The following is a 25,585-nucleotide window of genomic DNA, read 5'->3' as shown; positions in this document are numbered from 1 at the left end:
GCAATAGAGCGCGGCAGTAAAGCGAATTCCCCTATCATGCGCCGGTTAACCCTTGCGGTTGCCGGCGCATGCCCTATGTTCATCAAGCTTTCTTTCCGCCAATTATTACTGGGCGTCTTCCTGCTGATCGCCCTGCTGCTCAGCGCGACCTCGATCCAGGCCCTGTTCACGCTGGACCGGCTGGCCGCTGAAAGCCGCGAAGTCGGCCAGCACGCCGTCGTGCTGACCGCGAACGTGCAACGCCTGGCCGAACGCAGCGTGGCCATGGAACGCAGCGCGCGCCAGTTCCTGGTGCTGGACGACCCCGCCTTCCGCGACCGCTACGCCGCCGCCTGGCGCGATGGGGAGGACGCGCTCTCCGCATTGTCAGCCGGCCTGCCCTCCGTACCCAAAGCCAGTTTTACCGCCTGGCGCGACCAGGGCGAGCAAGCCTGGCATGCACTGCAGGCGCCGAACACCAAGCGCGCCCAGCGCCAGCACATGTTGAACACCGCGCTGGCCGGCCTGTCCCCGATCAACGAGGAACTGGCGGACGAGGTCAAACGCGAAGTCGACCAGCGCAACCAGCGCATCCTGCTTGGCCTGGAACACCGGCGCAGCGTCCTGGCCGGGCAACTGCTCGCCTCCATCAGCCTCGCCGCCGCACTGGCGCTCGGCTGCGGCATGTGGCTGGCGCGCCCATTGGCACAAATCGAAGGCGCCATCGACCGCCTGGGCGGCAACCGCTACGACCAGCCGATCGAGGTCGAAGGCCCGGACGACCTGCGCCGCCTCGGCCAGCAACTGAACTGGCTGCGCCAGCGCCTGGCCAGCCTGGAGGCCGACAAATCGCGCTTCCTGCGCCACATCTCGCATGAACTGAAAACCCCGCTGGCCGCGCTGGTGGAAGGCGTGGCCCTGCTGGAAGATGAGGTAGCCGGCACGCTGACGCCGAACCAGCGCGAGGTGGCCGGCATCCTGCGCCAGAACACGGCCTCGCTGCAAAACCAGATCGAAGACCTGCTGCGCTATAACACCGCCACTTTCGCCGCCCAGCACCTGCAGCGCCAGTCCACCGATATCGCGGCCCTGCTGCGCGACACGGTCGACGCCCAGCGTCTGCAATGGCAGGCCCGCGGGCTCGATGTAGCGGTGGAAGGCGGCGCCCCGCCCATTTCCGTTGATCCCGGCAAGCTCGCCATCGCGACCAGCAACCTGCTCACCAACGCCGTGCGCTACAGCCCTGAAGGCGGCACGGTGCGCTTCATCATCGGCGAACAGGCCGGCACGCTGGCGATCGACTGCATCGACCAGGGCCCCGGCGTGGCGCCGGAAGACGCGGCCCATATTTTCGAACCTTTCTACCAGGGGACGCGCCAGCCGCCCGGCGCGCGGCGCGGCAATGGCGTCGGCCTGTCCATCGTGCTCGAATACATCAGCGCCCACAGCGGCTCACTGCAATTGCTGCCGGCCAGCACCGGCGCCCACTTCCGGATCGAACTTCCTTATGAATATTAAATCGCCCTTGCTGCCGGTCTTCCTGCTAGCGCTGCTGCTCGCCGCCTGCGCTCAGCGACAGCCCATTGCACCGGCGCTGCCGCCCTTGCCGCCGCCGCCCGCTCCCGCGCCGCTGACATTGCTGGTCGCGCCGCAGGACGAGGTGGCGCCGCTGCTGGCCTATCACCAGTCGCTGCGCCGCATGACGCAAGGCGAATTGCTGAAGGAGTTGAGCGGCCTGTCGCAGCAACAGAAGACGCCGAAGGTGCTGCTGCAATCGGCCATGGTGCTGTCCCTGACGCGCGGCGGCGGCGACCTGGCAAAGGCGCAGGCGCAATTCGACGTCGTAGCCACGGCGCCGGAGCCGGAAGCCCAGGGATTGCGGCAACTGGCGCAGCTCCTGTCAGCCCAATGCGCAGAAACGCGCCGCCTGATCGATGACGGCGACCGCCTGCGCGCGCAATTGAAAGATAACCAGCGCAAGAACGAGCAATTGAACGAAACCCTGGAAGCGCTCAAAGAGATCGAGCGCGGCCTGCCTGCGAGAGCCAGTAAATGAACGCACCTATCTCCCCCCGCCTGCTGCTGGTCGACGACGACGCCGACCTCCTGCGCCTGCTGTCGATGCGCCTGAACGCCAATGGCTACCAGGTCACCGCCGTCGGCAGCGCCGAAGCCGCGCTGGCCAACCTGTCGATCGCCCTGCCCTCGCTGGTGATCAGCGACGTGCGGCTGCCGGAACGGGACGGCATGTCCCTGTTCCAGCAGATCCGCAGCCAGCATCCCGCATTGCCGGTCATCCTGCTCACCGCCCACGGCACCATTCCCGATGCGGTCGAAGCCACTTCGCTCGGCGCCTACGCCTACCTGACCAAGCCCTTCGACGCCAAGGTACTGCTCGACCGCATCGGCCAGGCGCTAAGCGTCGCCGCCCCCGAAGCCGCACCGGATGCCGGCAGCGGCACATGGCGCGCCGACATCATCAGCCGCAGCCGCGCCATGGAAGAAGTGCTGCATGAGGCGCAGCTGGTCGCAGCCTCCGACGCCAGCGTGTTAATACGCGGCGAAAGCGGCACCGGCAAGGAGTTGCTGGCGCGCGCCATCCACCGCGCCAGCCGCCGCTGCGCCGCACCCTTCATCGCCGTCAACTGCGGCGCCATCCCCGAGCAATTGCTGGAATCCGAACTGTTCGGCCACGTGAAAGGCGCCTTCACCGGCGCCGTCGCCAGCCGCGAAGGCCTGCTGCAGGCGGCCGACGGCGGCACGCTGTTCCTCGACGAGATCGGCGACATGCCGCTACTGCTGCAGGTGAAGCTGCTGCGCGTGCTGCAGGAACGCGTGGTGCGCCAGGTCGGTTCCGATAGCGGCCGCCCGGTCAATGTACGCGTGCTGTCCGCCACCCACCGCGACCTGGAAGCTGCCATGCTGGAGGGGCAGTTCCGCGAAGACCTGTATTACCGCCTGAACGTGATCACGCTCACCCTGCCATCGCTGTCAGAGCGGCGCGAAGACATCGGCCTGCTGGCCACACGCTTCCTGCAAATGCTGGCCGACAAATACGGCAAGACAATCAACGGCTTCGCCCCCGAAGCGTTGGAAGCACTGTCGCGCGCCTCCTGGCCGGGCAATGTGCGCCAGCTGTATAACGTCGTGGAACATGCGTGCGCCCTGGCCACCGCGCCGCTGGTACCGCTCTCCCTGGTGCAGCGCGCCTTGCGCGTGCCCTCGCTGGAAGTGCTCAGCTACACCGAAGCCAAGCAGCGCTTCGAACGCAACTACCTGGTGCAGCTGCTCAAGCTTACCGACGGCAACGTCGCCGACGCCGCCCGCCTGGCAGAGCGCAACCGGACCGAGTTCTATCGCCTGCTGCAAAAGCACGAATTGAACGCATCACAGTTCCGCAATGAACCTGTCGCCTAGGGGCGACAGGCATAAAGCCCGTCAAATCAGGGCCTTGCGCATCGAGGCCGGCAGCCTGTCGCTTTGCGGCGACAAACTTCATGTTGCCACACAGCTAAGTCATTGATTTCTTTACCTGGCACGCGCCTTGCAATACCAATGACAACGCACAAGCGTTGACTGCCAACTTGAAAATGGAGAGATAGACCATGAAGGATTCCAAACTGATCGCAAGCCTGTTCGCCGCCGCCGCATTCGCCCTCGCCTCGCTGTCCGCCCATGCGCAGCAGGAAGGCGCCATGGCCGGTGCCGCAGTCGCTACCGCCGACTCCACGCTGCAGGCCAAGGTCAAGGCAGCCCTGTCGGAGCAGAAAGAGATCATCGTGTCGGCTAACCAGGGCGTAGTGGTCCTGAGCGGCACTGTGGCTAACACCGACGCCGGCGCCAAAGCGATCCAAACGGCATCCGCCGTGGCTGGAGTGAAGGAAGTGAAGAGTGAGCTGACTGTCGCCGGCAAATAATGCCTTTGCTGCAGTAGTACCTCCCTTATCGGGCGACCCAGCGCCGCCCGTTTTTTTATGAAAGTCGGGGTCAGCTCCGGCAATCGGACATTTCGCTACGCGAAATGTCCGATTGCCGGAGCTGACCCCGACTTTTATTACGCGAGGTTCTCGAGGCGGATCTTGGTGACGTTGCCCACCACGCTGGTCAGCTTTTCGATCTTCTCGATGGCCGCCACCACGTTCTTCTCCTGCGTCTGGTGCGTCAGCAGGATGATGTCGGTGTGGGTCTCGCCTTCTGCCGGTTCCTTCTGCATCATGGCGTCGATGGAGATCGAAGCGTCGGCCAGGATGCGCGTCAGTTCCGCCAGCACGCCCGGACGGTCAGCCACCGTCATGCGCAGGTAGTAGCTGGTGGTGATCTCGGCCATCGGCATGATCTTGATGTCGGTCATCGCGTTCGGCTGGAAGGCCAGGTGCGGAACGCGGTGTTCGGGATCGGCTGTCGCCAGGCGGGTGATGTCGACCAGGTCGGCAATCACGGCGGAAGCGGTCGGCTCCTGGCCGGCGCCTTTGCCGTAATACATGGTGGCGCCGATCGCGTCGCCTTGCACCAGCACTGCATTCATCGCACCTTCCACGTTGGCGATCAGGCGCTTGGCCGGGATCAGGGTCGGGTGCACGCGCAGCTCAATGCCTTCGCCGCCAGTCGCTTGGGCGCGGCGCGCGATGCCCAGCAGCTTGATGCGGTAGCCCAGTTGTTCGGCGTACTTGATGTCGATCGCCTGCAGCTTGGTGATACCCTCGATATGGGCTTTTTCAAACTGCACCGGAATGCCGAAGGCAATCGCCGACAGGATGGTCGCCTTGTGCGCCGCGTCCACCCCTTCGATATCGAAGGTCGGATCGGCTTCAGCGTACCCCAGGCGCTGCGCTTCCTTCAGCACGGTGGCGAAGTCCAGGCCCTTGTCGCGCATCTCGGACAGGATGAAATTGGTGGTGCCGTTGATGATGCCGGCAATCCATTCGATGCGGTTGGCCGTCAGGCCTTCGCGCAGCGCCTTGATGATCGGGATGCCGCCTGCGACAGCCGCCTCGAAGGCGACCATCACGCCCTTGGCGTGGGCCGCGGCAAAGATCTCGGTGCCATGCATGGCCAGCAGCGCCTTGTTGGCGGTGACCACGTGCTTGCCGTTGGCGATGGCCTGCATCACCAGTTCCTTGGCGGTGTCATAGCCGCCAATCAGCTCCACGACGATATCGATTTCCGGATCGTTGACGATCGCGAATGGGTCTGCCACTACTTTGCACTGGCCTTCGGTGCGCTCTTTTGCGCGCTCCAGGTTGCGGGCCGATACGGCCACAATCTCGATACCGCGGCCGGCGCGGCGGCGGATCTCTTCCTGGTTGCGTCGCAATACACTGAACGTCCCGGCGCCTACATTGCCTACGCCCAGCAAACCTACTTTAATCGATTTCATCTCTCAAATTCCCTGGTTTTGTTAGCTGTGCCCGTGCCGTTTTCGGTAGCTTTCCATGAAGCGTGCGATGCGGCCGAATGCATCTTCCATATCGTCCGAGTTCGGCAGGAACACCACGCGGAAGTGGTCCGGGCTATGCCAATTGAAGCCCGTGCCCTGCACGATAAGGACCTTGGTTTCTTCCAGCAGTTCGTATGCGAATTGCTGGTCGTCCGCGATCGGGTAGATCTTCGGATCGAGGCGGGGGAACATATACAGTGCAGCTTTTGGCTTGACCACGCTGACACCCGGAATCTCGGACAGCAGCTTGTATGCAAGGTCGCGCTGCTTGAGCAGGCGCCCGCCAGGGGCCACCAGGTCGTTGATGCTCTGGTAGCCGCCGAGCGCAGTCTGGATCGCAAACTGCCCCGGTGCGTTGGCGCAAAGGCGCATCGAGGCCAGCATATTCAGGCCCCAGATGTAGTCCTTCGCATATTTCTTGTTTTCGCCCGAGAGCACCATCCAGCCCGCGCGGTAGCCGCAGGAGCGGTAGCTCTTGGACAGGCCGTTGAAGGTCACGCAGAACACGTCTTCGCACAGCGCGGCGATCGAGGTGTGGGTGACGCCGTCGTACAGCACCTTGTCGTAAATTTCGTCGGCGTAGATGATCAACTGGTGCTGGCGCGCCAGTTCGATAATCTGCAGCAGTACTTCGTCGGGGTACAGCGCGCCAGTCGGGTTGTTCGGGTTGATGACCACGATCGCCTTGGTATTCGGCGTGATCTTCCTGCGCATGTCGTCGATGTCCGGGAACCAGTCCTGCTGCTCGTCGCAGACATAATGCACCGGCTTGCCGCCGGACAGGCTGACTGCCGCGGTCCACAGCGGATAGTCCGGCGCGGGCACCAGCACCTCGTCGCCGTTGTTCAGCAGCGCGTTCATGGACATGACGATCAGCTCGGACGCGCCGTTGCCCAGGTAAATGTCGTCCATCGTCACGTTGGCGACTTTCTTCTGCTGCGTGTAGTGCATCACCGCCTTGCGCGGCGCAAACAGGCCTTTGGAATCGGTATAACCGGCCGCATTCGGCAGGTTGACGATCATGTCGTGGACGATTTCGTCAGGCGGATCGAAACCGAACGGCTGCATATTGCCGATGTTCAGCTTGATGATCTTGTGGCCCTCTTCCTCCATCAGGCGGGCCTTCTCCGGCACAGGGCCGCGGATCTCGTAACAAATCTCGTTAAGCTTGTTGGATTTCTGAACCGGACGCAAAATCAATCCCTTACGTATAAATGCTGCATTGCGAAAATACCCATTCTGCCGAATTAAATTGGTTTAATCAACCATCGATATGCGCAAAACGTTACAATAAGATCTCTATTGTATTTAAATATAGCGAAAAGTTATGAAGCTCCACTCCAGCACCACCGGCCAGTACCAGACCGTTTCCGGTTATTTCGAAGGTGGAGTCGAGATCAACGGCAAGCCTTACGACTACAGCCTGCTGGTGCTGCCGGAAATTGCCCCGCGCCCCTGGCCGGTGGCGCAGTTCGAGGAACTGACAGTCGAACATTTCGAACAACTGCTGGCCGAGCAGCCGGATGTGGTCATCCTCGGCACCGGCGAGCGCCAGCGTTTCGTCCATCCGCGCCTGGCCGCGCCGCTGACCGCCAGGCAGGTCGGCGTCGAATGCATGGACACCAATGCCGCCTGCCGCACCTATAACATCCTGATGGGCGAAGGCCGCAAAGCCCTGCTGGCATTGATCATTGAAAAATAACACTTCGCCCCCATATAAACGCGCATGAGCCAAACCATCCCCGACTTCAGCGCCGCCATGACCAGCGGCCAAACCTTCCAGCTTTCGGGCCGCCCCGCCAAATCCACCGTGCTGTTCTTCTACCCCAAGGACAACACCCCGGGCTGCACCACCGAGAACATGGCCTTCCGCGACCTGCACGAGCAGTTCACTGCCGCCGGCGCTGAAATTTATGGCATCAGCCGCGACTCGCTGCGCTCGCACGAGAACTTCAAGGCGAAACTGGGCCTGCCGTTCGAACTGATCTCCGATCCGGAGGAAGCGGTATGCCTGGCCTTCAATGTCATGAAGATGAAAAAAATGTACGGTAAAGATGTACGCGGCGTTGAGCGCAGCACGTTTGTGATTGACGCAAAAGGCCGATTGGTGAAAGAATGGAGAGGCGTGAAAGTACCAGGTCACGTCGATGAAGTGCTGGAATTCGTGGCAAACCTGGGCTGATGGCAAGGCCCTCGCTGCGAATGTGTTAGCTCAACGGGAGCTTTACATTTGAACGTGTCAGCCAGATTTTGAGTCGAGCAAGTCCTTCCACCCACTGTCCCCGGTGGCATGCCCACCGGCTTTCGGGCGACGCAGACGCCCGCCAGGCATCCTTTAGTTTTTCCGATTCACCCCACAGTACGTCCATGCCGGGCATTCGCCCTCGCGTGGGCGCATCTTTTTTAGATTGAGATCCTGATGCCACTGCCAAAACTGCCTAGCAAGCCAGCCACCCTGCTGCTGGCTAAAGACTACCCGAAGGCTAGCGGAGCAAATCCGGTTCCCTTCCCTACTGAAGAAAAGGCAGCACCCGCGCCGAAGAAAGCGGCGCCCAAGACTGCTGCCAAAGCAGTAAAAGAACCGGTTGCGAAAAAGACCGCAGCCAAGAAGGCGCCTGCATTGAAGGCCGTCAAGCTGCCGGACGACGTCCCGGCGCCACCGCGCACCAAGGCCGCGCCGCAAGCCCGCGCCAAGGTCACGCCGATCAAGGCCGATGCGCCGCACCCGGCCAAGCACAAAGAGCACGAAGTGGTGCTCAAGTCCGCCAGCAGCCGCAAGGCCGACGTGGTGGGCAGCACCAAGCTGTTCGTGCTCGATACCAATGTGCTGATGCACGACCCGTCTTCGCTGTTCCGCTTTGAAGAACACGATGTCTTCCTGCCGATGATGACGCTGGAAGAACTGGACAACCACAAGAAAGGCATGACCGAAGTCGCGCGCAATGCACGCCAGGTATCGCGTACGCTGGATGCCCTGGTCAGCAACACCGACGACGACGACATGGAAAACGGCATCCCGCTGAACAAGCTGGGTAACAAGGATGCCAAGGGCCACCTGTACTTCCAGACCAAGGTGCAGGTAGCCGACCTGCCGGAAGGCCTGCCGCAAGGCAAGGCCGACAACCAGATCCTGGCCGTGGTGCGTTCGCTGGAAGCGGAACAGCCGGAGCGCGCCGTGGTGCTGGTGTCGAAAGACATCAACATGCGCATCAAGGCGCGCGCCCTGGGCCTGCCGGCGGAAGACTACTTCAACGACCACGTGCTGGAAGACACCGACCTGCTGTACTCGGGCATCGTCCAGCTGCCGGACGATTTCTGGAACAAGCATGGCAAGGACATGGAGTCATGGCAGGAGAACAAGCACGGCCAGTCGAGCACCTTCTACCGCGTGACAGGCCCGTTCATCCCGTCCCTGCTGGTGAACCAGTTCGTCTACCTGGAACCGAACAACGGCGAGTCGCCGTTCTACGCGCAAGTGAAGCAGATCAACGGCAAGACTGCCGTGCTGCAGACCCTGCGCGACTACTCGCACAACAAGAACAGCGTCTGGGGTGTCACTGCCCGCAACCGCGAGCAGAACTTCGCGCTGAACCTGTTGATGAATCCGGACTGCGACTTCATCACCCTCTTGGGCCAGGCCGGCACCGGCAAGACCCTGCTCGCGCTGGCCGCCGGCCTGGCGCAGGTGCTGGAGACCAAGCTGTATAACGAGATCATCGTCACCCGCGTCACGGTGCCGGTGGGCGAAGATATCGGCTTCCTGCCGGGTACCGAGGAAGAGAAGATGGGTCCCTGGATGGGCGCCTTCGACGACAACCTGGAAGTGCTGAACAAGTCCGACGGTGAAGGCGGCGAATGGGGCCGCGCGGCGACGCAGGACCTGATCCGCTCGCGCATCAAGATCAAGTCCCTGAACTTCATGCGCGGGCGCACCTTCGTCAACAAGTTCCTCATCATCGACGAGGCGCAGAACCTGACGCCGAAGCAGATGAAGACCCTGGTGACGCGCGCCGGTCCTGGCACCAAGATCCTGTGCCTGGGTAATATCGCCCAGATCGACACGCCTTACCTGACTGAAGGTTCGTCCGGCCTGACCTATGTGGTCGACCGCTTCAAAGGCTGGGCGCACAGCGGCCACGTAACGCTGGCACGCGGCGAACGTTCCCGCCTGGCAGACCACGCGAGCGACGTGCTGTAAGCACTCCCGCCTCCCCGAAAAAGCCCCGCCCAGTGCGGGGCTTTTTTTTCTGGCGCGCCGGCTCCGAGCCAAGGGTCGCCCCCTTGTTCACCCGCGTTGCGCGGCCGCTCGAACTGATATATGATTCATATACGTTTCATATATACGGAAAAGCAAATGGGAATTGTAAACATCGAAGACGAACTGCACGACCAGATCCGCAAAGCCAGTGCAGTGTCGTGCCGCTCCATCAATGCGCAAGCAGGTTTCTGGATCAAGATCGGCATGTTGTGCGAAATGAACCCGACCTTGACCTTCAACGAAGTCGTTACGCAGGAATTGCGCGCCGCGGGCGTCGAGGTTCCGCCCCTGCGAATGACACCAGCATGACCAAGCGGCCGGAAGAAATCGCCTTGATGGCGGAATCCGGCAGGCTGCTGGCGAGCGTGTTCGGCTTCCTGGACGGGTTCATCCTGGCCGGTATGTCCACCATGCGGGTCAATGACCTGGTAGAAGACTTCATAGTGAATGAACTCAATGCACGCCCCGCAAGTAAAGGGCAGTATGGATACGCCTACGCCTTGAACTCCTCCCGTAACGCCGTCGTTTGCCACGGCGTCCCATCGCCGAGTGAAATCCTGCTGGATGGCGATATCGTGAACTTCGATATCACTCTGGAGAAGAATGGTTTTATCGCAGATTCCAGCAAAACCTACTTGGTCGGCGATGTCTCTCCATCTGCCAGGCGGCTGGTGCAGGTGACGTATGAGGCCATGTGGAAGGGGATCCAGGCCGTACGCCCTGGCGCACGGCTTGGCGACATCGGGCATGCCATCGAGCGTCACGCGCGGCGCAGCAACTACTCGGTGGTACGCGACTTTTGCGGACACGGCATTGGACGCGAAATGCACGAACCGCCCCAGGTACTACATTGGGGACGGCCAAGGACCGGGCTCGTTCTGCGCGAAGGCATGACATTCACCATCGAACCAATGATCAACGAAGGCCGCCACGCAGTCCGGACCGAGGATGATGGCTGGACTGTCGTTACAGTGGACGGAAAATTATCCGCGCAGTTCGAGCACACTGTGGCTGTAACACGAAACGGCGTGCGGGTCCTGACGCTGCGTCCCGGCGAAAGCCGCCCAAATTAGGCCACTCGGCGTGCGATCGGGTGGCCGGGATTCAGTTGCAGGAGGTCCCACAGGTTGCCGTACAAGTCTGCGAAGACCGCAACCATGCCGTAGTCCTGCTGCTTCGGCTCGCGCACGACCCGCACGCCTTTTGCTTTCAAGCGCTCGAAGTCGCGCCAGAAATCGTCCGTGTTCAGGAACAGGAATACCCGGCCGCCAGCCTGGTTACCGACAAAGGGCTCCTGCTCCGGCCTGGAAGCGCGCGCCAGCAGGATCGTGGTGCCACTGCCACCGGGCGGCGCCACCACTACCCAGCGCTTGTCCTGCTCCGCCTGATAGGTATCATCGAGCAGCTCGAAGCCGAGCGTGTTGACATAGAAATCGATCGCCTCATCGTAATCGCGCACGACAAGGGCAATGTGGACAATTGATTGTTTCATTCCATCTCCATCATGTAATCCTGGACCGCGTGGAAAATCCTCGCGGCATCAGACGCGTAAAGGCGCGATGCATTCCAGCAGTTGTATTCAATGATACGGATCCCGTCCGCGGTCTCGGCAAGATCCATGGTGAATACCGCGTGCGGCTGGTATAGCTGCGCAACCGCGCCAGCCGCGGCCATTAACTCGCCCGGGATGTTCGCGCTGAAGGTCGCCTTTCCTGCAAAACGGTACATCGATCCTCTCACAACTTCGCCCTTCACCACCAAGAAGCGGTACTCCGCGGTGACCGGCTTGCCAGCCTGGAGGATACCGGCATCGAATGCCTTTTCATCTTTGCTCGGTTTGATGAATCATTGCTTGCGCAACTTGCGCCAGACTTTGCGCACCAACAGGCCAAGCGCGAACAGGATCAGCACCCATGGCAGCATGTATGCCGTGCCGGTAATTGCGGTGGCGATTCCTTCCGACAGGTTGCTACCGAAATCGCTGAGCGAACGCTTGACCGGCGACCAGAAGCCGCGCTGGGTGCGGGACTGGATCGAGATGTTCAGCAGGTCCATATTGACCCGTTCCATCAGGCGCGCTTCGGCGCCGGTCGCGGATTCGAGTTCGCTTTGCACCGTCGCCAGTTCCTGCGACAGTTTGATCAGGGCTTCGGCGTTGCTGCCTACTTTACTCTCCAGCGCCAGCAGCTTTTCGCGATAGGAGCGCAGCATGTCAAGCCGCTTGGCGTTGTCACGGATCGGGCCTTCCAGGTCTTCCGCCGAAGTGTTGCGCGATGCGACTTCGCCGCCGGTCGCTGCCAGCGCAATCAGCTTCTCGATGCCGGCGCGCTTGACGCGTACCCGGATATGCGCGCTCGACTCCCGGCCGCCGGCCACGCCGGATGCCAGCAGCGTGCATTGGTTAGCCGCGTCGGCCTGGCAAGCCGCGACCAGTTTATCGAGCAGCGGCTTAACGCCGCCCTCCGGCGAATCGACTGTGACCGAGTGTTCATAGGCGAGATACTTGCCGCGCTGCGCTTCGACCGCCGACGCTGGCGAACCGTCGGCCGCATGCGCAGCCATTTCCCTGGCTGCGCCTGCCGATCCCGGCGGAGCATACTTCGCGGAACAGCCCTGAAGCAAAAGCAGCGCCAGCACGCTTGACCTTACAATGGCAGGAAGGATTAAAGTACGTTTACCCATATGACGAAAGGAACTCCAAATGTATGAACTGACTGTGGAAAATATGACTTGCGGCCACTGCGTCTCGGCCGTAACGGAAGCCGTACACACCGTCGACCCGGCAGCCTTTGTCGAGGTAGACCTGAAGGGCCGGCACGTCAAGGTCAACTCGACTGCAGCGCTGGAGCCGATCAAGGCCGCCATTGTGGACGCCGGCTACCCGGTCACCCGCGCGTCGGCCTGACGCGCACGCCCTGCTCCAGTTCCGGGTAATGCCGGAACACGTCATCCTCGTTGTTGGCGAGGCGGCGCTTTGATGCGAGGTAGGCGGCGATATTTGGACGCGCCGCCACTTTCGCCGATAGACGCTCCAGTCCAGGCCAGCGGCCTGCGTATGCCGCCATCGCTTTCGGGAAGGCATAACGCAAGCCGTCCAGCAACTGGAACAGCGACAGGTCGACGTAGCTGAGGCGCGAGCCAACCATCCAGCCGCCCCGGCCGCCATTGGCCTGCAGCACCGACTCAAAATAATCGAGGTATTTCGGAATACGCTCCGTCACGAAATCGCGCGACCTGGCTTTCGCCTCGCGCGCCTGCTCCTCGTAATACTGGTTGAGCGAAATCGGGTGATGCGTGTCGTGCGCCTCGCCCACGATGTCGGCGATAGTCGACTGCAGCTGGTTGCACCACAGCCGCCCCGCCTCCGAACGCGGCGCCAGCTTGTGGCGCGCACCAAGGAACAAAAGGATGTTGGCAGTCTGGCCGACCAGCAGTTCGCCGGCACGCAGCACCGGCGGCGCAAACGCTGCGCGCTCGTCGCTGCCGCCGGCAATCACCTCGTTCATCGCCTTCATGCCCCCTTTGCCGCGCGCCACGTCGACGTAGGGAACGCCCGCCTCTTCCAGCGCCAGGCGCACGAATTCGCCACGCCCCTGGATCGTCGGCCAGTAGTAAAGCTTGTAAGGCTCCATCATTGCACCTCCTGTGCCAGCAGCCATGCTTCGACGGCGCGTACTTCGTCGCGCGGATCGTCGCCCTCCGGCCGAACCACATAAAAATCGAATCCGCCGAGCACCGGGCCAACCGGGGCCTCCAGCAGTCCCATGCCTATTTCTTCACGCACCAGCGGCAATGCAGTCAGCACCACGCCCTGCCCCGCGATCGCCGCCTGCACCGCGTGCGACTCTTCGGAGAAGTGTGCACCGGCGCTGAGGTCCAGCGCGATGCCGGCTGCCTTCGCCCACTTGTCCCAGGTGATGGCGCTTTTCAGGCCGCGCTGCCAGTCGAAATGGATGAGCGGGTGGCGCGCCACGTCGCTCGCCTTGCGCAGCTTCAAGCGGGGGCTGGCGACCGGCGCGAATCCCGCCCGGAGCAATCGTTGTGCATGCAAACCCGCGAAGTGCCCGCCGCCGCCGCGTACCGCCAGGTCCGCCGCGCCGCCGGCCAGGTCGACCGGACTGTTGCTGGCCTGGATGTTGAGGGCGATCCCAGGATGGGCCGCATTGAACGACGCCAGGCGCGGCACCAGCCAGCGTGCCGCAAAGGACGGCGTGGTCGACAAGGTGACCGTGCGGCGCTGCTCCCGCCGCAGCCGCTCGACGCCGGCGGCGATCGCGTCAAGGCCATTGCCCGTCGCCTGCAGCAGAATACGGCCCTCCGCTGTCAACTCTACCGCCCGGGTTTTGCGCAGGAACAGCCGCACCTCCAGCGCCTCCTCCAGCGCACGCACCTGGTGGCTGATCGAAGTCGCGCTGACCGACAGCTCCTCGGCTGCGAGCTTGAAGCTTTGCAGCCGCGCAGCTGCTTCAAAGCTGCGCAGGGCGGACAGGGATGGCAGGCGGCGTTTCATGTTAAACACTATACATGAATCCAGTTCATCCATCCGCTGAGAATTGCTCGTTTGTCACTGGTCGCGGGCCGGCGCACAGTACGGTCATCGCAACCCAATGGAGAGAACTATGACCACCATCCTGCATATCGATTCAAGCGCCCGGCCGGGGCGTTCCGGCGAACAGGCGCATGGCTCGCATACACGCCGCCTGACGGCACGTTTCCTCGAGCGCTACCTCCAGCTTGATAGCAGAACAGAAGTCATCTATCGCGACGTTGGTGCTGAGCCGCCATCGCCAGTCACAGGCGGCTGGGTGCATGCTGCGTTCACCCCGCCTGCGGCGCGCGAGCCGTGGATGCAGGAAGCGCTGGCGCAAAGCGACACGCTGGTCGATGAAGTGCTGGCGGCCGATATCATCGTCGCCGGCGTGCCGATGTATAACTTTGGCCCGCCGGCCCAGTTCAAGGCCTGGCTGGATAACATCGTGCGCGTCGGGCGTACCTTCGGCTTCGACCGCTCGCGGGCCGGGGAACCGTATTGGCCGCTGCTGGCCGACGCCGGCAAGCAGCTCGTGATACTGTCGTCACGCGGCGACTATGGCTACGGCCCCGGCCAGCGGCTGGAAGGCATCAATCACGTCGAAGCGTCGGTGCGCAGCGTGTTCCGCTACCTGGGCGTGACCGATGCATACGGCGCGGCCATCGAATACGACGAATTCGGCGACGACCGCCTGCTGCGCTCCATTGCCGAAGCCGAAAGCGCCACCGACCGCCTCGCCGAGGCCATCGCCGCCACGCGCACCACGGCCAGCCGCCGCGTCGCCTGAGCGCAGGCAAGACTCGGGCAGCTTGGCTATAATGGCCTGATGCCCGAACTCCACACCATCTTACTGCTCGCCGCAGCAGGACTTTTCGCCGGCACGCAGAATGCGTTGGCCGGCGGCGGATCCTTCATCACCTTCCCCGCCCTGCTGCTGGCCGGCTTGAATCCCGTCGCTGCGAACATGACCTCCACGGTCGCCATGTTCCCGAGCCAGGCGACATCGGCCGTTGCCGGCCGCAAGTTCGCTGACGGCGTCAGCGGCCTGACTTTCCCCCAGCTCTTCACGATCAGCATTATCGGCGGCATTTTCGGCGCCATCCTGCTGTGGATCACACCCCCGACCTTCTTCGCCAGGCTGGTGCCATGGCTGGTGCTGTTTGCCACCACCATGTTCGCCTGGGGCGCCTTCCGCCGCCAGCCGGTGCAGGCTGCCTCCACCATGCCGAAGTGGGTGCTGGCCGTGATCCAAGCCTGTATTTCAATCTACGGAGGCTACTTCGGCGGCGGCATCGGCTTCCTGATGCTGGCCGCGCTGACCATCGCCGGCCAGCAGATCCGCGCCGCGACAGCCACCAAGAACATGCTGGCAATGGCGATGAATGCCTCCGCCACCCTGATCTTCGCCTTCTCCGGCATGATCAGCTGGCCCGCCGCCCTGGCCTTATGTGCGGGTGGTATTGCGGGCGGACTTCTTGGTTCGTGGCTGATCTATCGCCTTCCCCCGCAACTGATGCGCATCTTTGTGGTGATCGTGGGCGCAGTGCTCACCGTGTACATGTTCCTGCGCTGAACCCAGCGTTTGCAGGATCGGGCAATCCGGGCGCTCGTCGCCGTGGCAGGTTTTCGCCAGGCTCGCCAGGGAGTCGCGCATCTCGGTCAGCTCCACGATGCGCTGGTTCAGTTCATTCACATGGCTCATGGCGATAGTCTTGACGTCCGAACTGGCGCGGCCGGTATCCTGCCATAGCGACAACAGGTCGCTGATCTGCTCCAGCGAAAATCCCAGGTTGCGGGCGCGCTTGATGAAGCGCAGCGTGTGCAGGTCGTTCTCGCCGTAGATTCGGTATCCGCTGTCGGTGCGCGCGGTTTCCCGCACCAGGCCGATGCTCTCGTAGTAGCGGATCATTTTGGCGCTGACGCCCGATGCGGCAGCGGCTTGTCCGATATTCATGGCTTACTCCTTCGAAGGCTGCCAGCGGCGCAGCAGCAAGGCGTTGCTGATCACGCTGACCGAACTGAATGCCATCGCTGCGCCGGCCAGCAAAGGATTCAGCATGCCAAGCGCCGCCAGCGGAATCCCTGCCACATTGTAGATGAATGCCCAGAACAGGTTTTGGCGGATTTTGCTGAAGGTGCGTTTTGAAATATCAAAAGCATCCGCCACCAGCAGCGGCTCGCCGCGCATCAGCGTGATGCCTGCGGCATTCATGGCGACGTCGGTACCGGTGGCCATGGCAATGCCCACGTGCGCCGCCGCCAGCGCCGGTGCATCGTTGATGCCATCGCCAACCATGGCGACACGCTTGCCTTCCGCCTTCAGCCTGGCGATGACGGCGGTTTTATCGGCAGGCAGCAGGTTCGCTTCCACGCTGCCGATGCCCAGTGCCTGCGCCACCGCTCGCGCGCTACCCTGGTTGTCGCCGGTCAGCATGACGGTGGCGATGCCGCGGGCATGCAAGCGCTCGACCGCGGCGCGCGCGTGCTGCTTGGGCTGGTCGGCAAAGGCCAGCAGGCCAAGCAACTGCCTGCTGCCGGCGTCGGCCAGCCAGGAAATCGTGTGGCCGGATGCTTCCAGCTCACCCGCGCGCTGCTGCAGCGGCGCCAGGTCGATGTCCCGCTCCGCCATCAGCCGGCTGCTCCCCAGCAGCAGTTCCAGCCCCTCGACCGTCGCCGCCAGGCCGCGCCCAGCCAGCGTGGTCACCGCGTTTGCGGTAAGCGATGCCGCATCGCCGGCTGCTGCGGCGTCGGCATCCAGCACCGCGCGGGCCAGCGAATGTTCGCTGCCGCGCTGGATTGCAGCGGCAAGTTGCAGCGCCCGAGCGGTCGGGATACCGTGCGGCAGCAGCTGCGCCAGCACCGGTTTGCCTTGCGTGAGCGTGCCGGTCTTGTCGAAGACGACGGTATCGACCTGGCGCGCCATCTCCAGCGCCTCGGCATCCTTGATCAGAATCCCATGCTGCGCCGCGACGCCGGTGCCCGCCATGATCGCGGCCGGCGTGGCAAGGCCCAGCGCGCACGGGCAGGCAATCACCATCACCACCACCGCATTGATCACGGCCAGCTCGACACTCCCGCTTGCCAGCCACCAGCCGCCAAAGGTCAGCACCGCGATCACCAGCACCACCGGCACAAACACCGCCGCCACTTTATCGACCAGTTTCTGAACCGGCGCCTTGGCCGACTGCGCATCCTCCACCAGGCGGATGATCCGCGACAGCATGGTCTCGGCGCCCGTCGCGCCGGTGCGAACCAGCAGCAGTCCCTCGCCATTGATCGCACCACCGGTGACGCGGTCGCCGGCATGCTTGGCAACGGGCAGGCTCTCGCCCGTGATCAGCGATTCATCAACGTGGCTGGCCCCATCCACCACTTCGCCGTCCACCGCCACGCGTTCGCCGGCCCGGATCACCACGATATCGCCCACCCGCACCTGGCCAATCGGCAAATCGGCATCCGGTTCGCCTTCGCGGCGTACGCGCGCAGTCGCCGGCCGCAAGTCCTGCAGAGCGCGGATGGCGGAAGCGGTCTGCCGCTTGGCCCGCGCCTCCAGCCATTTCCCGAGCAAGACCAGGGTCAGCACCACCGCCGACGCCTCGAAGTACAGGTGCGCCATGCCCTGCGACGGCGCCAAAGCCAGGTAGACGCTCAAGCCATACGCCGCCGAGGTGCCCAGCGCCACCAGCAGGTCCATATTGCCGGCACGAGCTTTTACTGCCTTCCAGCCCGCGCGATAGAAGCGCGCGCCGAACACGAATTGGACCGGGGTCGCCAGCAGCCATTGCAGCGACGCAGGCATCATCAGGTGTACGCCGAACCACTCCGCCACCATCGGCACCACCAGGGGCACCGACAGCGCAGCGGACAGAATCACCGCCAGGCCTTCAGGAATGCGCGGCGTGGAATCTGCGGCCGGCGCCGCCAGTTCGCTGGCGGTGTAGCCGGCCTTGCCGATGGCCTGCTGCAGGGCGGCAAACGCCAGCGGCGAATCGGAATCGACACGCGCTGTCTCGGTGGCCAGGTTGACGGCGGCATGCGCCACGCCCGGCACGGTCGCCAGCGCTTTTTCGACGCGGCGCACGCAGGATGCGCAACTCATGCCTTCAATACGGACGGTTTGCTGGAACTGACTCATGGGATACTCCTCGCCTATGCTCTGGCGACCAGTATCAAGTATCCCATGATGGGAAGGTCAAGCGCTTTTTTACCGGACTTCGCAGTCGACTGCGCGCGGCGCCTGGTTGCTGGCCGTGGTTTTACCGCCTGGCACGGCGGTATTGAAGATGGGCGGCGGATTGAACTGCATGCCGGGGTTCTGCGGCAGCACCACCGGAGGCAGCGCCGCGCCCGGTGTAAAACCGAACTGTCCGGCATTGAAGGATAGGCTGCCGCCCCCGTTGTTGAGATGAATCATGCCATCCAGCACCTGCACGTACAGGCCGGGCGCGCGTGGCGCCTGCGCCGCTGGCAGTTTGCCGGCCGGCGCCACAATTTCCGCCACAAACAGCGTGCCGCGGATACCGATGGTGGCGGCCGGTGTCTTCAGCTCGAACTTTTCCTTGCTGCGCTTGCCCAGCAGCCCGGACACGGAGCGCAAGCCGCCCTTGACCAGGTTGAACTGGGCCCGGTCCGCTTCCTGCTTGCCGCTATCGAAGCTGAAATTTTCAATAGTCAGCGTGCTGCCGGGCCGCAAAGTGATTTCGCTATTGTCGATAAAACGCACCAGGGCATAAGTACTTTTCTCCGTCACCAGCGTATCGCCATTTTCGACCTCCGACTTGATCGACAGGACTTTTGCCGTGCCGTCGGCCTTGCGCGCCATCAGCGGTCCATTCAACTGGATCACAGTGCCGGCCACGGGGGCTGCCAGCGCCAGCGCGGCAGCCAGCCACAGCGACGCCAGTACCAGGCCATGCCCGGCCAGCTTAGTTGCAGTACATTTTTGCAGGGGCTTCATGCTGTTTCGCTCCGCTGGTTTTTTCCTGGGACAGTTTGTCGCTCTTGTCGTCTTTCTTCGCTTTTTCCTTGCCCTGGTCTGGCGCACTGGCCACTGAAGCCTGGCCGGCTGTGTCGCCGTTGCTGGCGCTATTGATCACCTGGATGGTGTGGTTGACGGCGGCCTGCACCGGGTTGCTAGGCTGCGCTTCCGTCGGCGGCAACACCAGTTGGCAGCCCGGCAAGGTCGGATCCAGCTGGCACTGGTCGATCGAAGTCGGCGGCGTAGCCGGCGGCTTTACGGTCTCGCCGTTGATCCCGATGCTGCCGCCCGGCGCCTGCACGCTCCCGGGAGGATACGTGACCTGGGTAGCGGCAAGCAGCGAAACGTTGCCCTGGCTGCTTTTCACCAAAGCGCCGCTGGCGATCAGCAAATTGTCGCCGCCGCTGCCGCTATCGCCCGCCTCCAGCAGGATGTCGCCCGAGGTGGACAGGACACTGCCGTAAATGCTGAGAGGGCTGTGCGCGCTCAAGCGGATATCGCCGCTGTCGCTGTTCACCAGGGCGCCCGGAGCCAGCGTCGTGGCTCCGTAATTATCGAGCGCGATCGCGCCGCCATTGCCGGGCGCGAGCTTCAACTGCAGGATCGTGAGCGGTGCCGGCGCCCCGGCATTGTTGCTGATGACGATAGCTGCGTTACCACTGGTCGCCGTGCTTTCGGCATCGAGCTCGGACACGAAGGTCTGCAGCGCTGCCGCGGCGCCGCCGATATTGGCGCCCGAACGCGCCACCAGCTTGTTGGCCTTGATGGCCGCCCCATCGGTCGCCAGCGCGCCATCCGCATGCAGCGTGGCCGTCCCCGCAACCTGGATGCCGTTGATATCGTAGCCGCTGCCCTTTGCCGAACTACCCCCTTGCAGCCGCACTACCGACAGTGCTTGCCCGCTGCGGAAGTCGAAATTGCCGGAGCCGACCACGGCCGCGATATGCGCCACCTGGTTGCCGCTGTGGTCCAGCTGCACATTGCCATTGGCTTCGACGCCCAGTTCCTGCACCTTCAGGGCCGCGGCCGCATTGGCGGTATCCTGCGTGATGCCAGCGGTGGTGAGCAGGCCCAGGCGCGTGGTCAGCGGGTTCAGGTTGGCCGCGCCGCCAATGTGGATGGCTCCCGCGCCAAAGTTGTTGCTGGTGCCGGTGTCGGCGCTGGTGGTACCCGCGTTTGTGCCGGGTTTGCTGCCGGGTGTACTACCGGGTATGGGTTCGCCGCTGCCGTCATCGCGGTTGCCGATGCCGACCGTTGCAGCGGCAATCCTGTTCAACTGGGTCAGCGACAGGCAAGCCGTGCCGCAGGAAGCACCGATCGTAATGCTGTGGCCGGCGGTGGCCGGCGTCAGCGAGGCCAGGCTGGCCGTCACGTCGGCTGTGAAATCCATGGCATCCGCATTCAGGTGCACGACATCGGCTTGCAGCGGCGCCGCCACCTGCAGCAGCCCCGCGCGCGCTTCCAGTTCCAGCTCCCGGCCCGGCATGCTGACTGCCCCGCCCACCTTCATGCCGTTGGCGGCCGTGATGAACAGGCGCGGCGTAGCCAGTGTCGCCAGGCCGCTGCCGCCCAGATAGGTGGTGGGCGTGCCGGTCGGGCCGTTGCCGCCAAGCTCGATGGTGCCCGAGCTATCGATCCCGATCATGTCCGCCGCCATGCCGCTGCCGGCCGCTCCGGTCAGGACGACGGAGCCGCCGCGCACCTTAATGCTCTGCGCGGTGAGCATGGCGTTATTGGTCAGCGTGCCCCCCGCCTCGGCCCCCAAGCCGGCAGCGGCCGGCAGCTTGACCGTTCCCAGCAGGTCCACATTACCGCCCGTTTGCAGTACCAGCGAAGTGAGCGCGGCAGAACCGGTGAGGTCGAGCTGGTCCGCCGTGATATTGCCGGCATTGAAAACGGGTTTGCCGCTGGGGTCGAACGCGAAGCCCCCAATCACCAGGTTGGGCGCTACCAGCCGGCCCAGGTCGGCATTGCCCAGCACCAGCCCGCCGCTCTCGCTGGTCGGCGTGCCGCCCACCCGGATGGCGGCGCCGCCAATGCTGGAGACACGAATGCTGTGCTCGGCATTTGCCTGGCCAGCCAGGCTCATCGCATTGGCCTCGAGGCCGATATCGCCCCCGCTGAGCTGGGAGCCGATTTCACTGACCAGGCTGCCGCTCGTGGCACGCAGCAGCATGGAGCCGCCGCTGACCGCGGCAGTCCGGGCCAGCCGCAGCGAGGCGCCCTCCAGCTGCACCGGTTTGCCATTGCCATTGACCGCGCCGTTGACCACCAGGTCGCTGGCGCGCACACGCAGGTTGCCAAATCCGAGGCTATTGACGGCATCGGACTGGCTCAGTGCCAGCACCTCGAGCGTACCGCCATCGACATAGTTCAGGTTGCCTACCCCTTCGGCCCGCAGGCTTCCTGCCAGGTTGCCGCCACTGGCCAGGTTGACCTGGCCGCTCCCGTCCAGCGTCAGGCTGGCGGCGCGCACCGGTGTGCCGGGATCCTGGTTCAAACTGCCCGCCTTCAAGGTCACGTTGCCGGGCGTTTGCACGCCGACCTGGCCGTTGCCAAAGGTCAGGTTCAGGTTGCCGATATTGCTGAAACTGATATCGCCGGAAGCCGAGGCCGCCAGGCCCATCACCTGGTTGGGACCGTTCAACGCCACCGAGCCGGCATTGATCAGCAGGACCGGCGCGGAGATCGACCCGTTGCCGCTGACGGCGCCGCCGCTCTGCAGGTAAAGCCCGGACCTCGGCTTCAGTGCCCCGTTCACCGCAATAGCGCTGCTGGCCAGGGTCAGCATCGCATTGCCGGCATTGCTGCCGGCCAGGTCCAGCATGCCCTCCACGCTGAGCAATCCCCCATACTGGGCCAAGCCGATATTCAGGTTTTGCGTGAAGATGGATGAAAGCTCCGCACCATCCAGGCTCAGCACCCCGGGCGTCCCATCGCTGGTTTGGCCCAGCTTGATCTCCGTGCTGGCGCCATACGGGTTGAGGGAAACGCTGTTGGCGGCCTGTATCTGGGCGCCGCTGCCGATCCGCATGCTGTCGGCCTTCCAGCGCATTTCCTGCCCCGCCAGCAAGACACCGGCGCCGACCTCGATTTCCGCACCGCTCAGTTCGATGGCACCCATGCCGGTCTCGATACCTGCCATCAGCTTCACCGCGCCGCTGCCGGTTGCGGCACCGGATGCCGGGTCATTGGCCTGCAGCCGCAGCATGCCGCCATTGGTGGCCAGCTTGCCCTTGACCATGATGTGATTGCCGGCCTGGGCCAGCAATCCCACACCCGGCGCGCCAATCGCGACCGGATCGACAAAAGTGATGTCGTGCCGCGCCTGCAAGGTGACATCGGCCGTCGCCCCGTTCAACAGCGAGGTGGCGAGTTCCGTCACGCCGGTGGAGGGCCCGGAGAAGAAGCTGGCGACATCGGACAGCGTGGCCGGCACGCCCGGCGCCAGCTTCACTTCGATATCGAAGGGATCAAGCAGCCATCGGCCGCGCCGGCCTTGCGACGCGCCCGCATCAACGCGCAGGCCGCCCAGTTCCAACTGGTGCGCCGAGGTTTCCACCAGGCCGCCATCGCCGCCCAGCGACCCGCCGCGCGCCGAAATGCTGCCCTGCACGCTGGCCCTGTCGTCGGCCCAGACGATCACCTTGCCGCCTTGGCCGCTGCCGCCGGCATCGGCCGCCAGCACCACGTCCTTCCCGACATACACCTGGCGCGCATTCGGCAGCTGCGCATTGGCGCCGCGGTAGTCGCCGCCCACCAGCACGCTGCCGCCGCCTTCCTCGCCGCTGGCGTCCACCCGCGCATCGCCCAGCAGGCCGACTTGCGGCCCCAGCACGGCAACCTCGCCGCCGCCGCGCGCCGTGGTGCGGCTGCCGCCTTCGACCATCGTGCGGCCGCTGGCGCGCAGCAGGACCTGCCCTTGCGCGCCGCGCACCGCGCTGTCGGCGCTGGCCGTGCCGCGCTGGTTGACCAGCGCGCCGAAGATGCCAATGCGCCCGCCCTGCGCCACCACCTGGCCCAGGTTCAGCGCCTGGTCGTCCGGCGCTGACACCACGACCTGCAGGGCCGGGTTGGCGCCGTCCACCAGTTGTACGCTATGGCCTGCCGCCAGCATCACGGCGCCGCCGGGCGCATGGATAATGCCGTTGTTTTCCACCTGCGGCGCCACCAGGTAGACCAGGCCGCCTTGCCCGGTGCTGATCTGCCCCTGGTGCTCCACCTTGCCGGCGCCTGTTCCGCCGCTGAAGTGCAGCCGTCCGGCCAGAAAATCGGCATCGGACAGCGCCAGGCTTGACGCCACCAGGCCCTGCACGTCAATGCGCGCGCCCTGCCCGAACAGCACGCCGTTCGGGTTGAGCAGGTAGACCTGGCCGTTCGACTGCAGGCTGCCCAGGATGCGGCTGGGATCCTGGCCGGTGATCCGGTTCAGCACCTTGCTGCCGGCCCCCTGCTGCACAAAACGCGTCACTTCGTCGGCGCCGATCGAAAAGCTGCGCCAGTTGATGATGGTGTTGGGCGTATTGGCGACGGTGAAGACATTGCCCTGCTGGCTGAAGCTGGCCTGGCCGGTCGCCACTTGCGGCGCCACGGGATTGGCCAGCGCGCCGCCGAAGCAGGAGGCGACCGCCAGGCCAAGCAGCTTGCGCTGCAGTTTGCTGTGCTTGCTGTAGTCCATGTCGATGTCCTCAATAGGCAAGGCCGAGCCGCAGGTGCAGCCTGCCGCTGCCGTCGCGCCCGGTTGGGCCGCCCTGCACCACGTGCCCATAATCAAGTTGCAGGTTGGCCTGGCTGCCCAGCAGCACGCGCAAGCCGAGACCACTGCTGGCCACCGAGGCAGCCGTCAGTTCGCCCGGCAGTGCATCATTGCGCCGCACATGGGCACGGTCATGGAAGGCCAGCAAGCGGCATTGCCAGCGCTCGTTGCACAGGTTGGGCGTGTACAGTTCCAGGTTAAGGCTGGCGCCCTTGTCGTTGGCGATTTCGCGTTCGGGCAAGCCGCGCACCGAAGCGCCGCCGCCGGCGCCGAACTGCTCGCCCGGCACCAGCGCGTCCGGGGTGTACTGGACGTTGGCGATGGCGCGCCATTGCCAGTCGCCGGGCAGCAGCCGGCTGATGCTGGCGCCCGCGCGCGCAATGGTGTAGTCATCCGGCGCCCCGGCACGCGCACGGCTGAAGTCGTCCTGGCCGCCGCGCTTGCCGCCCGGCAGGTTGCGCAGCAGCGTCAGCGACAGCCCGGCATCGCCTTGCGGCGCACTCCAGCTGCCAAGGTAACCCACGCTCAGCGGGCGTACAGTGACGTTGTTGCCGAGCTCCTGTCCCAGCAGCAGCACGCTGTTGCGGAACGCCTTGGATTCCGCGCCGAACAGCAGCTTCCCTTCATAGCCGGGATGGCGCGGCAGGTAATGGCTGTAGCGCGCGCCAAACACCGTGCCCTGGCCGCTGACCGCCACGCTGAAGGCGCCCACCGCCACCGTGCCGGAATCGATGTTCGAGTAGCTGGCGTAAAAGTCGAGCGTGTCGCCCAGTTGATACAGCGGAATGTGGTAGCCCAGGCCGTATACCTTGACCCGCCCCGGCTCTTCGGCCGAGGTGGTGTACTGCAGGCTGGCCAGGTGGTCCAGCCCGAACAGGTTGGCATGCTGCAGGCCGAACCCGATATGGGCGCGGCCGGTCTGCTCGGTGCCGCTGTTGTCGACATTGAGCATGGCCTTCCATTGCCGTTCATCGGCCACCTCCAGCAAGGCGTCGACCTCGTCCTCGCGGCTGCCGCTTTGCAGCTTCATGGTGACCTGGCGGGCGGGATGCTCATTGGCCAGCTTGAGCGCTGCCGAAATTTCTTCCAGGTTCGGCACTTCGCCGGCGCGCAGCGGCGGCAGCGCACGCCGCACATTGGCCTCGTCCACATGGCGCTGGCCGCGCACCAGGACCTGCCCGATACGGGTCTGCACCACCTCCAGCCGCACCGCCCCGCGCGCCAGTTCCTGTTCCGGCAGCGTGACCGCAACCAGGCGGTAGCCGGCTGCCTGGTAGGCCGCCGTCAGCGCCTCCAGCGCCTGCTGTACGTCGCCGAAGTCGCGCCCTGGGCCCGTGTATGGCGCCAGCACCCGCGCCACCTGGTCCGGCGGCAGCAAGGTGTTGCCCCGCACATCGTAGCGCTCGATGTCGAAACGTACGATGCCAGGATCGGGGCCGGGATCGCTGGCGGCATGGGCCGTAGCGGCCAATGTGACGGCAACAAGAAACGCAAGGCGCTGTTGAATTTTTTTCATATCAGGGGAAGGGAATGAACAACAGCCCCGGCCCAGCGCGCAGGCGCAAAGGTCGAGGCTTGCAAATGCCAAGGAAGTTCGGGAGACGCGGGAATGTGGTGTTTTGCCTGCAGTGGAGCGATGTCGGCCC

23 protein-coding genes and 1 pseudogene are annotated in these 25,585 nt (G+C 64.1%); 12 read left to right on the top strand and 12 right to left on the bottom strand.

All coding sequences use genetic code 11. The features are described from left to right. Positions 1 to 75: 75 nt before the first annotated feature. The 4 genes from ASD07_RS14620 (at position 76) to ASD07_RS14605 (ending at position 3,896) form a co-directional block, all read left to right on the top strand. Positions 76 to 1,497: a HAMP domain-containing sensor histidine kinase gene (locus tag ASD07_RS14620; RefSeq protein WP_082507318.1), complete on the top strand. Its 1,422-nt coding sequence runs from the start codon at positions 76 to 78 to the stop codon at positions 1,495 to 1,497. Then, positions 1,487 to 2,035: a hypothetical protein gene (locus tag ASD07_RS14615; RefSeq protein ID WP_055931329.1), complete on the top strand. Its 549-nt coding sequence runs from the start codon at positions 1,487 to 1,489 to the stop codon at positions 2,033 to 2,035. Before ASD07_RS14620 ends, ASD07_RS14615 begins: the two co-directional genes overlap by 11 nt. Next, a complete protein-coding gene (locus ASD07_RS14610; protein WP_055931326.1) occupies positions 2,032 to 3,396 on the top strand; it encodes a sigma 54-interacting transcriptional regulator in 1,365 nt (454 codons plus the stop codon). Before ASD07_RS14615 ends, ASD07_RS14610 begins: the two co-directional genes overlap by 4 nt. Positions 3,397 to 3,584: 188 nt before the next feature. Further along, on the top strand, positions 3,585 to 3,896 hold the full coding sequence (locus ASD07_RS14605) for a BON domain-containing protein (protein ID WP_055931323.1): 312 nt from the start codon (positions 3,585 to 3,587) through the stop codon (positions 3,894 to 3,896). Between the two features lie 137 nt (positions 3,897 to 4,033). On the opposite strand, the gene ASD07_RS14600 is transcribed toward ASD07_RS14605, so the two are convergent. Both ASD07_RS14600 and ASD07_RS14595 read right to left on the bottom strand, forming a co-directional pair. After that, positions 4,034 to 5,356 carry a homoserine dehydrogenase gene (locus ASD07_RS14600; RefSeq protein WP_055931320.1) on the bottom strand — a complete coding sequence of 441 codons (1,323 nt, stop codon included), beginning with the start codon at positions 5,354 to 5,356 and terminating at the stop codon, positions 4,034 to 4,036. A gap of 21 nt (positions 5,357 to 5,377) precedes the next feature. Beyond that, on the bottom strand, positions 5,378 to 6,610 hold the full coding sequence (locus ASD07_RS14595) for a pyridoxal phosphate-dependent aminotransferase (RefSeq protein WP_055931894.1): 1,233 nt from the start codon (positions 6,608 to 6,610) through the stop codon (positions 5,378 to 5,380). 133 nt (positions 6,611 to 6,743) lie between these two features. Here ASD07_RS14595 and ASD07_RS14590 point away from each other — a divergent pair, with 133 nt between their 5' ends. The 5 genes from ASD07_RS14590 to map all read left to right on the top strand — a co-directional run bounded on the left by ASD07_RS14590 (position 6,744) and on the right by map (position 10,747). Continuing rightward, entirely contained in the window at positions 6,744 to 7,118 is a 375-nt protein-coding gene (locus ASD07_RS14590; RefSeq protein ID WP_055931317.1) for an Mth938-like domain-containing protein, read from the top strand. A 24-nt stretch (positions 7,119 to 7,142) separates the two neighbouring features. Further along, on the top strand, positions 7,143 to 7,598 hold the full coding sequence (locus ASD07_RS14585) for a peroxiredoxin (protein ID WP_055931315.1): 456 nt from the start codon (positions 7,143 to 7,145) through the stop codon (positions 7,596 to 7,598). A gap of 237 nt (positions 7,599 to 7,835) precedes the next feature. Beyond that, positions 7,836 to 9,614, top strand: coding sequence for a PhoH family protein (locus tag ASD07_RS14580; protein WP_055931313.1), 1,779 nt, complete (start codon positions 7,836 to 7,838; stop codon positions 9,612 to 9,614). 156 nt (positions 9,615 to 9,770) lie between these two features. Continuing rightward, entirely contained in the window at positions 9,771 to 9,983 is a 213-nt protein-coding gene (locus ASD07_RS14575) for a ParD-like family protein (RefSeq protein ID WP_055931311.1), read from the top strand. After that, positions 9,980 to 10,747 (top strand): type I methionyl aminopeptidase, encoded by a 768-nt coding sequence (gene map, locus ASD07_RS14570; protein ID WP_055931309.1) that lies wholly within the window; start codon positions 9,980 to 9,982, stop codon positions 10,745 to 10,747. The genes ASD07_RS14575 and map overlap by 4 nt, the downstream gene beginning before the upstream one ends. Here the strand turns inward: map and ASD07_RS14565 are convergent. Genes ASD07_RS14565 through ASD07_RS14555 form a run of 3 tightly spaced genes read right to left on the bottom strand, consistent with a single transcriptional unit; the run spans position 10,744 to position 12,236 of the window. Further along, positions 10,744 to 11,166: a VOC family protein gene (locus tag ASD07_RS14565; RefSeq protein WP_055931306.1), complete on the bottom strand. Its 423-nt coding sequence runs from the start codon at positions 11,164 to 11,166 to the stop codon at positions 10,744 to 10,746. The two genes, map and ASD07_RS14565, sit on opposite strands and share 4 nt — an antisense overlap. Next, positions 11,163 to 11,477 (bottom strand): ATP-grasp domain-containing protein, encoded by a 315-nt coding sequence (locus tag ASD07_RS14560; protein WP_255357008.1) that lies wholly within the window; start codon positions 11,475 to 11,477, stop codon positions 11,163 to 11,165. Before ASD07_RS14560 ends, ASD07_RS14565 begins: the two co-directional genes overlap by 4 nt. A 42-nt stretch (positions 11,478 to 11,519) precedes the next feature. Further along, complete coding sequence (locus tag ASD07_RS14555; protein WP_055931301.1) at positions 11,520 to 12,236, bottom strand: DUF4349 domain-containing protein; 717 nt, start codon at positions 12,234 to 12,236, stop codon at positions 11,520 to 11,522. A gap of 139 nt (positions 12,237 to 12,375) precedes the next feature. Between ASD07_RS14555 and ASD07_RS14550 the strand changes: the two genes are divergently transcribed. Further along, on the top strand, positions 12,376 to 12,579 hold the full coding sequence (locus ASD07_RS14550) for a heavy-metal-associated domain-containing protein (RefSeq protein ID WP_055931297.1): 204 nt from the start codon (positions 12,376 to 12,378) through the stop codon (positions 12,577 to 12,579). On the opposite strand, the gene ASD07_RS14545 is transcribed toward ASD07_RS14550, so the two are convergent. After that, positions 12,560 to 13,309 carry a glutathione S-transferase gene (locus ASD07_RS14545; RefSeq protein ID WP_055931294.1) on the bottom strand — a complete coding sequence of 250 codons (750 nt, stop codon included), beginning with the start codon at positions 13,307 to 13,309 and terminating at the stop codon, positions 12,560 to 12,562. The genes ASD07_RS14550 and ASD07_RS14545 overlap by 20 nt on opposite strands. Beyond that, positions 13,306 to 14,184: a LysR substrate-binding domain-containing protein gene (locus ASD07_RS14540; RefSeq protein ID WP_156397993.1), complete on the bottom strand. Its 879-nt coding sequence runs from the start codon at positions 14,182 to 14,184 to the stop codon at positions 13,306 to 13,308. The genes ASD07_RS14545 and ASD07_RS14540 overlap by 4 nt, the downstream gene beginning before the upstream one ends. 109 nt (positions 14,185 to 14,293) lie before the next feature. Here ASD07_RS14540 and ASD07_RS14535 point away from each other — a divergent pair, with 109 nt between their 5' ends. Continuing rightward, entirely contained in the window at positions 14,294 to 14,992 is a 699-nt protein-coding gene (locus tag ASD07_RS14535) for an FMN-dependent NADH-azoreductase (RefSeq protein ID WP_055931289.1), read from the top strand. Positions 14,993 to 15,031: 39 nt separating this feature from the next. Then, positions 15,032 to 15,778 carry a sulfite exporter TauE/SafE family protein gene (locus tag ASD07_RS31700; protein ID WP_055931286.1) on the top strand — a complete coding sequence of 249 codons (747 nt, stop codon included), beginning with the start codon at positions 15,032 to 15,034 and terminating at the stop codon, positions 15,776 to 15,778. A gap of 15 nt (positions 15,779 to 15,793) precedes the next feature. Here ASD07_RS31700 and cueR read toward each other — a convergent pair. From cueR to ASD07_RS14510, 5 genes and pseudogenes are all read right to left on the bottom strand, one after another. Further along, positions 15,794 to 16,159 (bottom strand): annotated as a pseudogene (cueR, locus tag ASD07_RS30175) (Cu(I)-responsive transcriptional regulator); the annotation flags it as partial. A gap of 3 nt (positions 16,160 to 16,162) precedes the next feature. Continuing rightward, positions 16,163 to 18,340, bottom strand: a complete 2,178-nt coding sequence (locus ASD07_RS14525; RefSeq protein WP_200953797.1) for a cation-translocating P-type ATPase — start codon at positions 18,338 to 18,340, stop codon at positions 16,163 to 16,165. A 69-nt stretch (positions 18,341 to 18,409) separates the two neighbouring features. Beyond that, positions 18,410 to 19,162, bottom strand: coding sequence for a FecR domain-containing protein (locus tag ASD07_RS14520; protein WP_055931283.1), 753 nt, complete (start codon positions 19,160 to 19,162; stop codon positions 18,410 to 18,412). Continuing rightward, on the bottom strand, positions 19,131 to 23,861 hold the full coding sequence (locus tag ASD07_RS14515) for a filamentous hemagglutinin N-terminal domain-containing protein (RefSeq protein ID WP_162246559.1): 4,731 nt from the start codon (positions 23,859 to 23,861) through the stop codon (positions 19,131 to 19,133). Before ASD07_RS14515 ends, ASD07_RS14520 begins: the two co-directional genes overlap by 32 nt. 10 nt (positions 23,862 to 23,871) lie before the next feature. Continuing rightward, complete coding sequence (locus ASD07_RS14510; protein ID WP_055931277.1) at positions 23,872 to 25,455, bottom strand: ShlB/FhaC/HecB family hemolysin secretion/activation protein; 1,584 nt, start codon at positions 25,453 to 25,455, stop codon at positions 23,872 to 23,874. Positions 25,456 to 25,585 lie beyond the last annotated feature (130 nt).

It is taken from the genome of Duganella sp. Root336D2 (assembly GCF_001425005.1).
In the GTDB taxonomy this organism is placed as follows: Bacteria; Pseudomonadota; Gammaproteobacteria; order Burkholderiales; family Burkholderiaceae_D; genus Rugamonas.
Note: the sequence above shows the minus strand (reverse complement) of the source record. Positions and strands in the feature narration are given on the sequence as shown.

Coding starts and splice junctions, on each gene's coding strand:
- ASD07_RS14600 (WP_055931320.1), bottom strand. CDS start 5,356: ATGAAATCGATTAAAGTAGGTTTGCTGGGCGTAGGCAATGTAGGCGCC.
- ASD07_RS14535 (WP_055931289.1), top strand. CDS start 14,294: ATGACCACCATCCTGCATATCGATTCAAGCGCCCGGCCGGGGCGTTCC.
- ASD07_RS14575 (WP_055931311.1), top strand. CDS start 9,771: ATGGGAATTGTAAACATCGAAGACGAACTGCACGACCAGATCCGCAAA.
- ASD07_RS14610 (WP_055931326.1), top strand. CDS start 2,032: ATGAACGCACCTATCTCCCCCCGCCTGCTGCTGGTCGACGACGACGCC.
- ASD07_RS14510 (WP_055931277.1), bottom strand. CDS start 25,455: ATGAAAAAAATTCAACAGCGCCTTGCGTTTCTTGTTGCCGTCACATTG.
- ASD07_RS31700 (WP_055931286.1), top strand. CDS start 15,032: ATGCCCGAACTCCACACCATCTTACTGCTCGCCGCAGCAGGACTTTTC.
- ASD07_RS14580 (WP_055931313.1), top strand. CDS start 7,836: ATGCCACTGCCAAAACTGCCTAGCAAGCCAGCCACCCTGCTGCTGGCT.
- ASD07_RS14590 (WP_055931317.1), top strand. CDS start 6,744: ATGAAGCTCCACTCCAGCACCACCGGCCAGTACCAGACCGTTTCCGGT.
- ASD07_RS14515 (WP_162246559.1), bottom strand. CDS start 23,861: ATGGACTACAGCAAGCACAGCAAACTGCAGCGCAAGCTGCTTGGCCTG.
- ASD07_RS14525 (WP_200953797.1), bottom strand. CDS start 18,340: ATGAGTCAGTTCCAGCAAACCGTCCGTATTGAAGGCATGAGTTGCGCA.
- ASD07_RS14545 (WP_055931294.1), bottom strand. CDS start 13,309: ATGATGGAGCCTTACAAGCTTTACTACTGGCCGACGATCCAGGGGCGT.
- ASD07_RS14565 (WP_055931306.1), bottom strand. CDS start 11,166: ATGAAACAATCAATTGTCCACATTGCCCTTGTCGTGCGCGATTACGAT.
- ASD07_RS14550 (WP_055931297.1), top strand. CDS start 12,376: ATGTATGAACTGACTGTGGAAAATATGACTTGCGGCCACTGCGTCTCG.
- ASD07_RS14615 (WP_055931329.1), top strand. CDS start 1,487: ATGAATATTAAATCGCCCTTGCTGCCGGTCTTCCTGCTAGCGCTGCTG.
- ASD07_RS14585 (WP_055931315.1), top strand. CDS start 7,143: ATGAGCCAAACCATCCCCGACTTCAGCGCCGCCATGACCAGCGGCCAA.
- map (WP_055931309.1), top strand. CDS start 9,980: ATGACCAAGCGGCCGGAAGAAATCGCCTTGATGGCGGAATCCGGCAGG.
- ASD07_RS14605 (WP_055931323.1), top strand. CDS start 3,585: ATGAAGGATTCCAAACTGATCGCAAGCCTGTTCGCCGCCGCCGCATTC.
- ASD07_RS14620 (WP_082507318.1), top strand. CDS start 76: ATGTTCATCAAGCTTTCTTTCCGCCAATTATTACTGGGCGTCTTCCTG.
- ASD07_RS14555 (WP_055931301.1), bottom strand. CDS start 12,236: ATGGCTGCGCATGCGGCCGACGGTTCGCCAGCGTCGGCGGTCGAAGCG.
- ASD07_RS14520 (WP_055931283.1), bottom strand. CDS start 19,162: ATGAAGCCCCTGCAAAAATGTACTGCAACTAAGCTGGCCGGGCATGGC.
- ASD07_RS14540 (WP_156397993.1), bottom strand. CDS start 14,184: ATGAAACGCCGCCTGCCATCCCTGTCCGCCCTGCGCAGCTTTGAAGCA.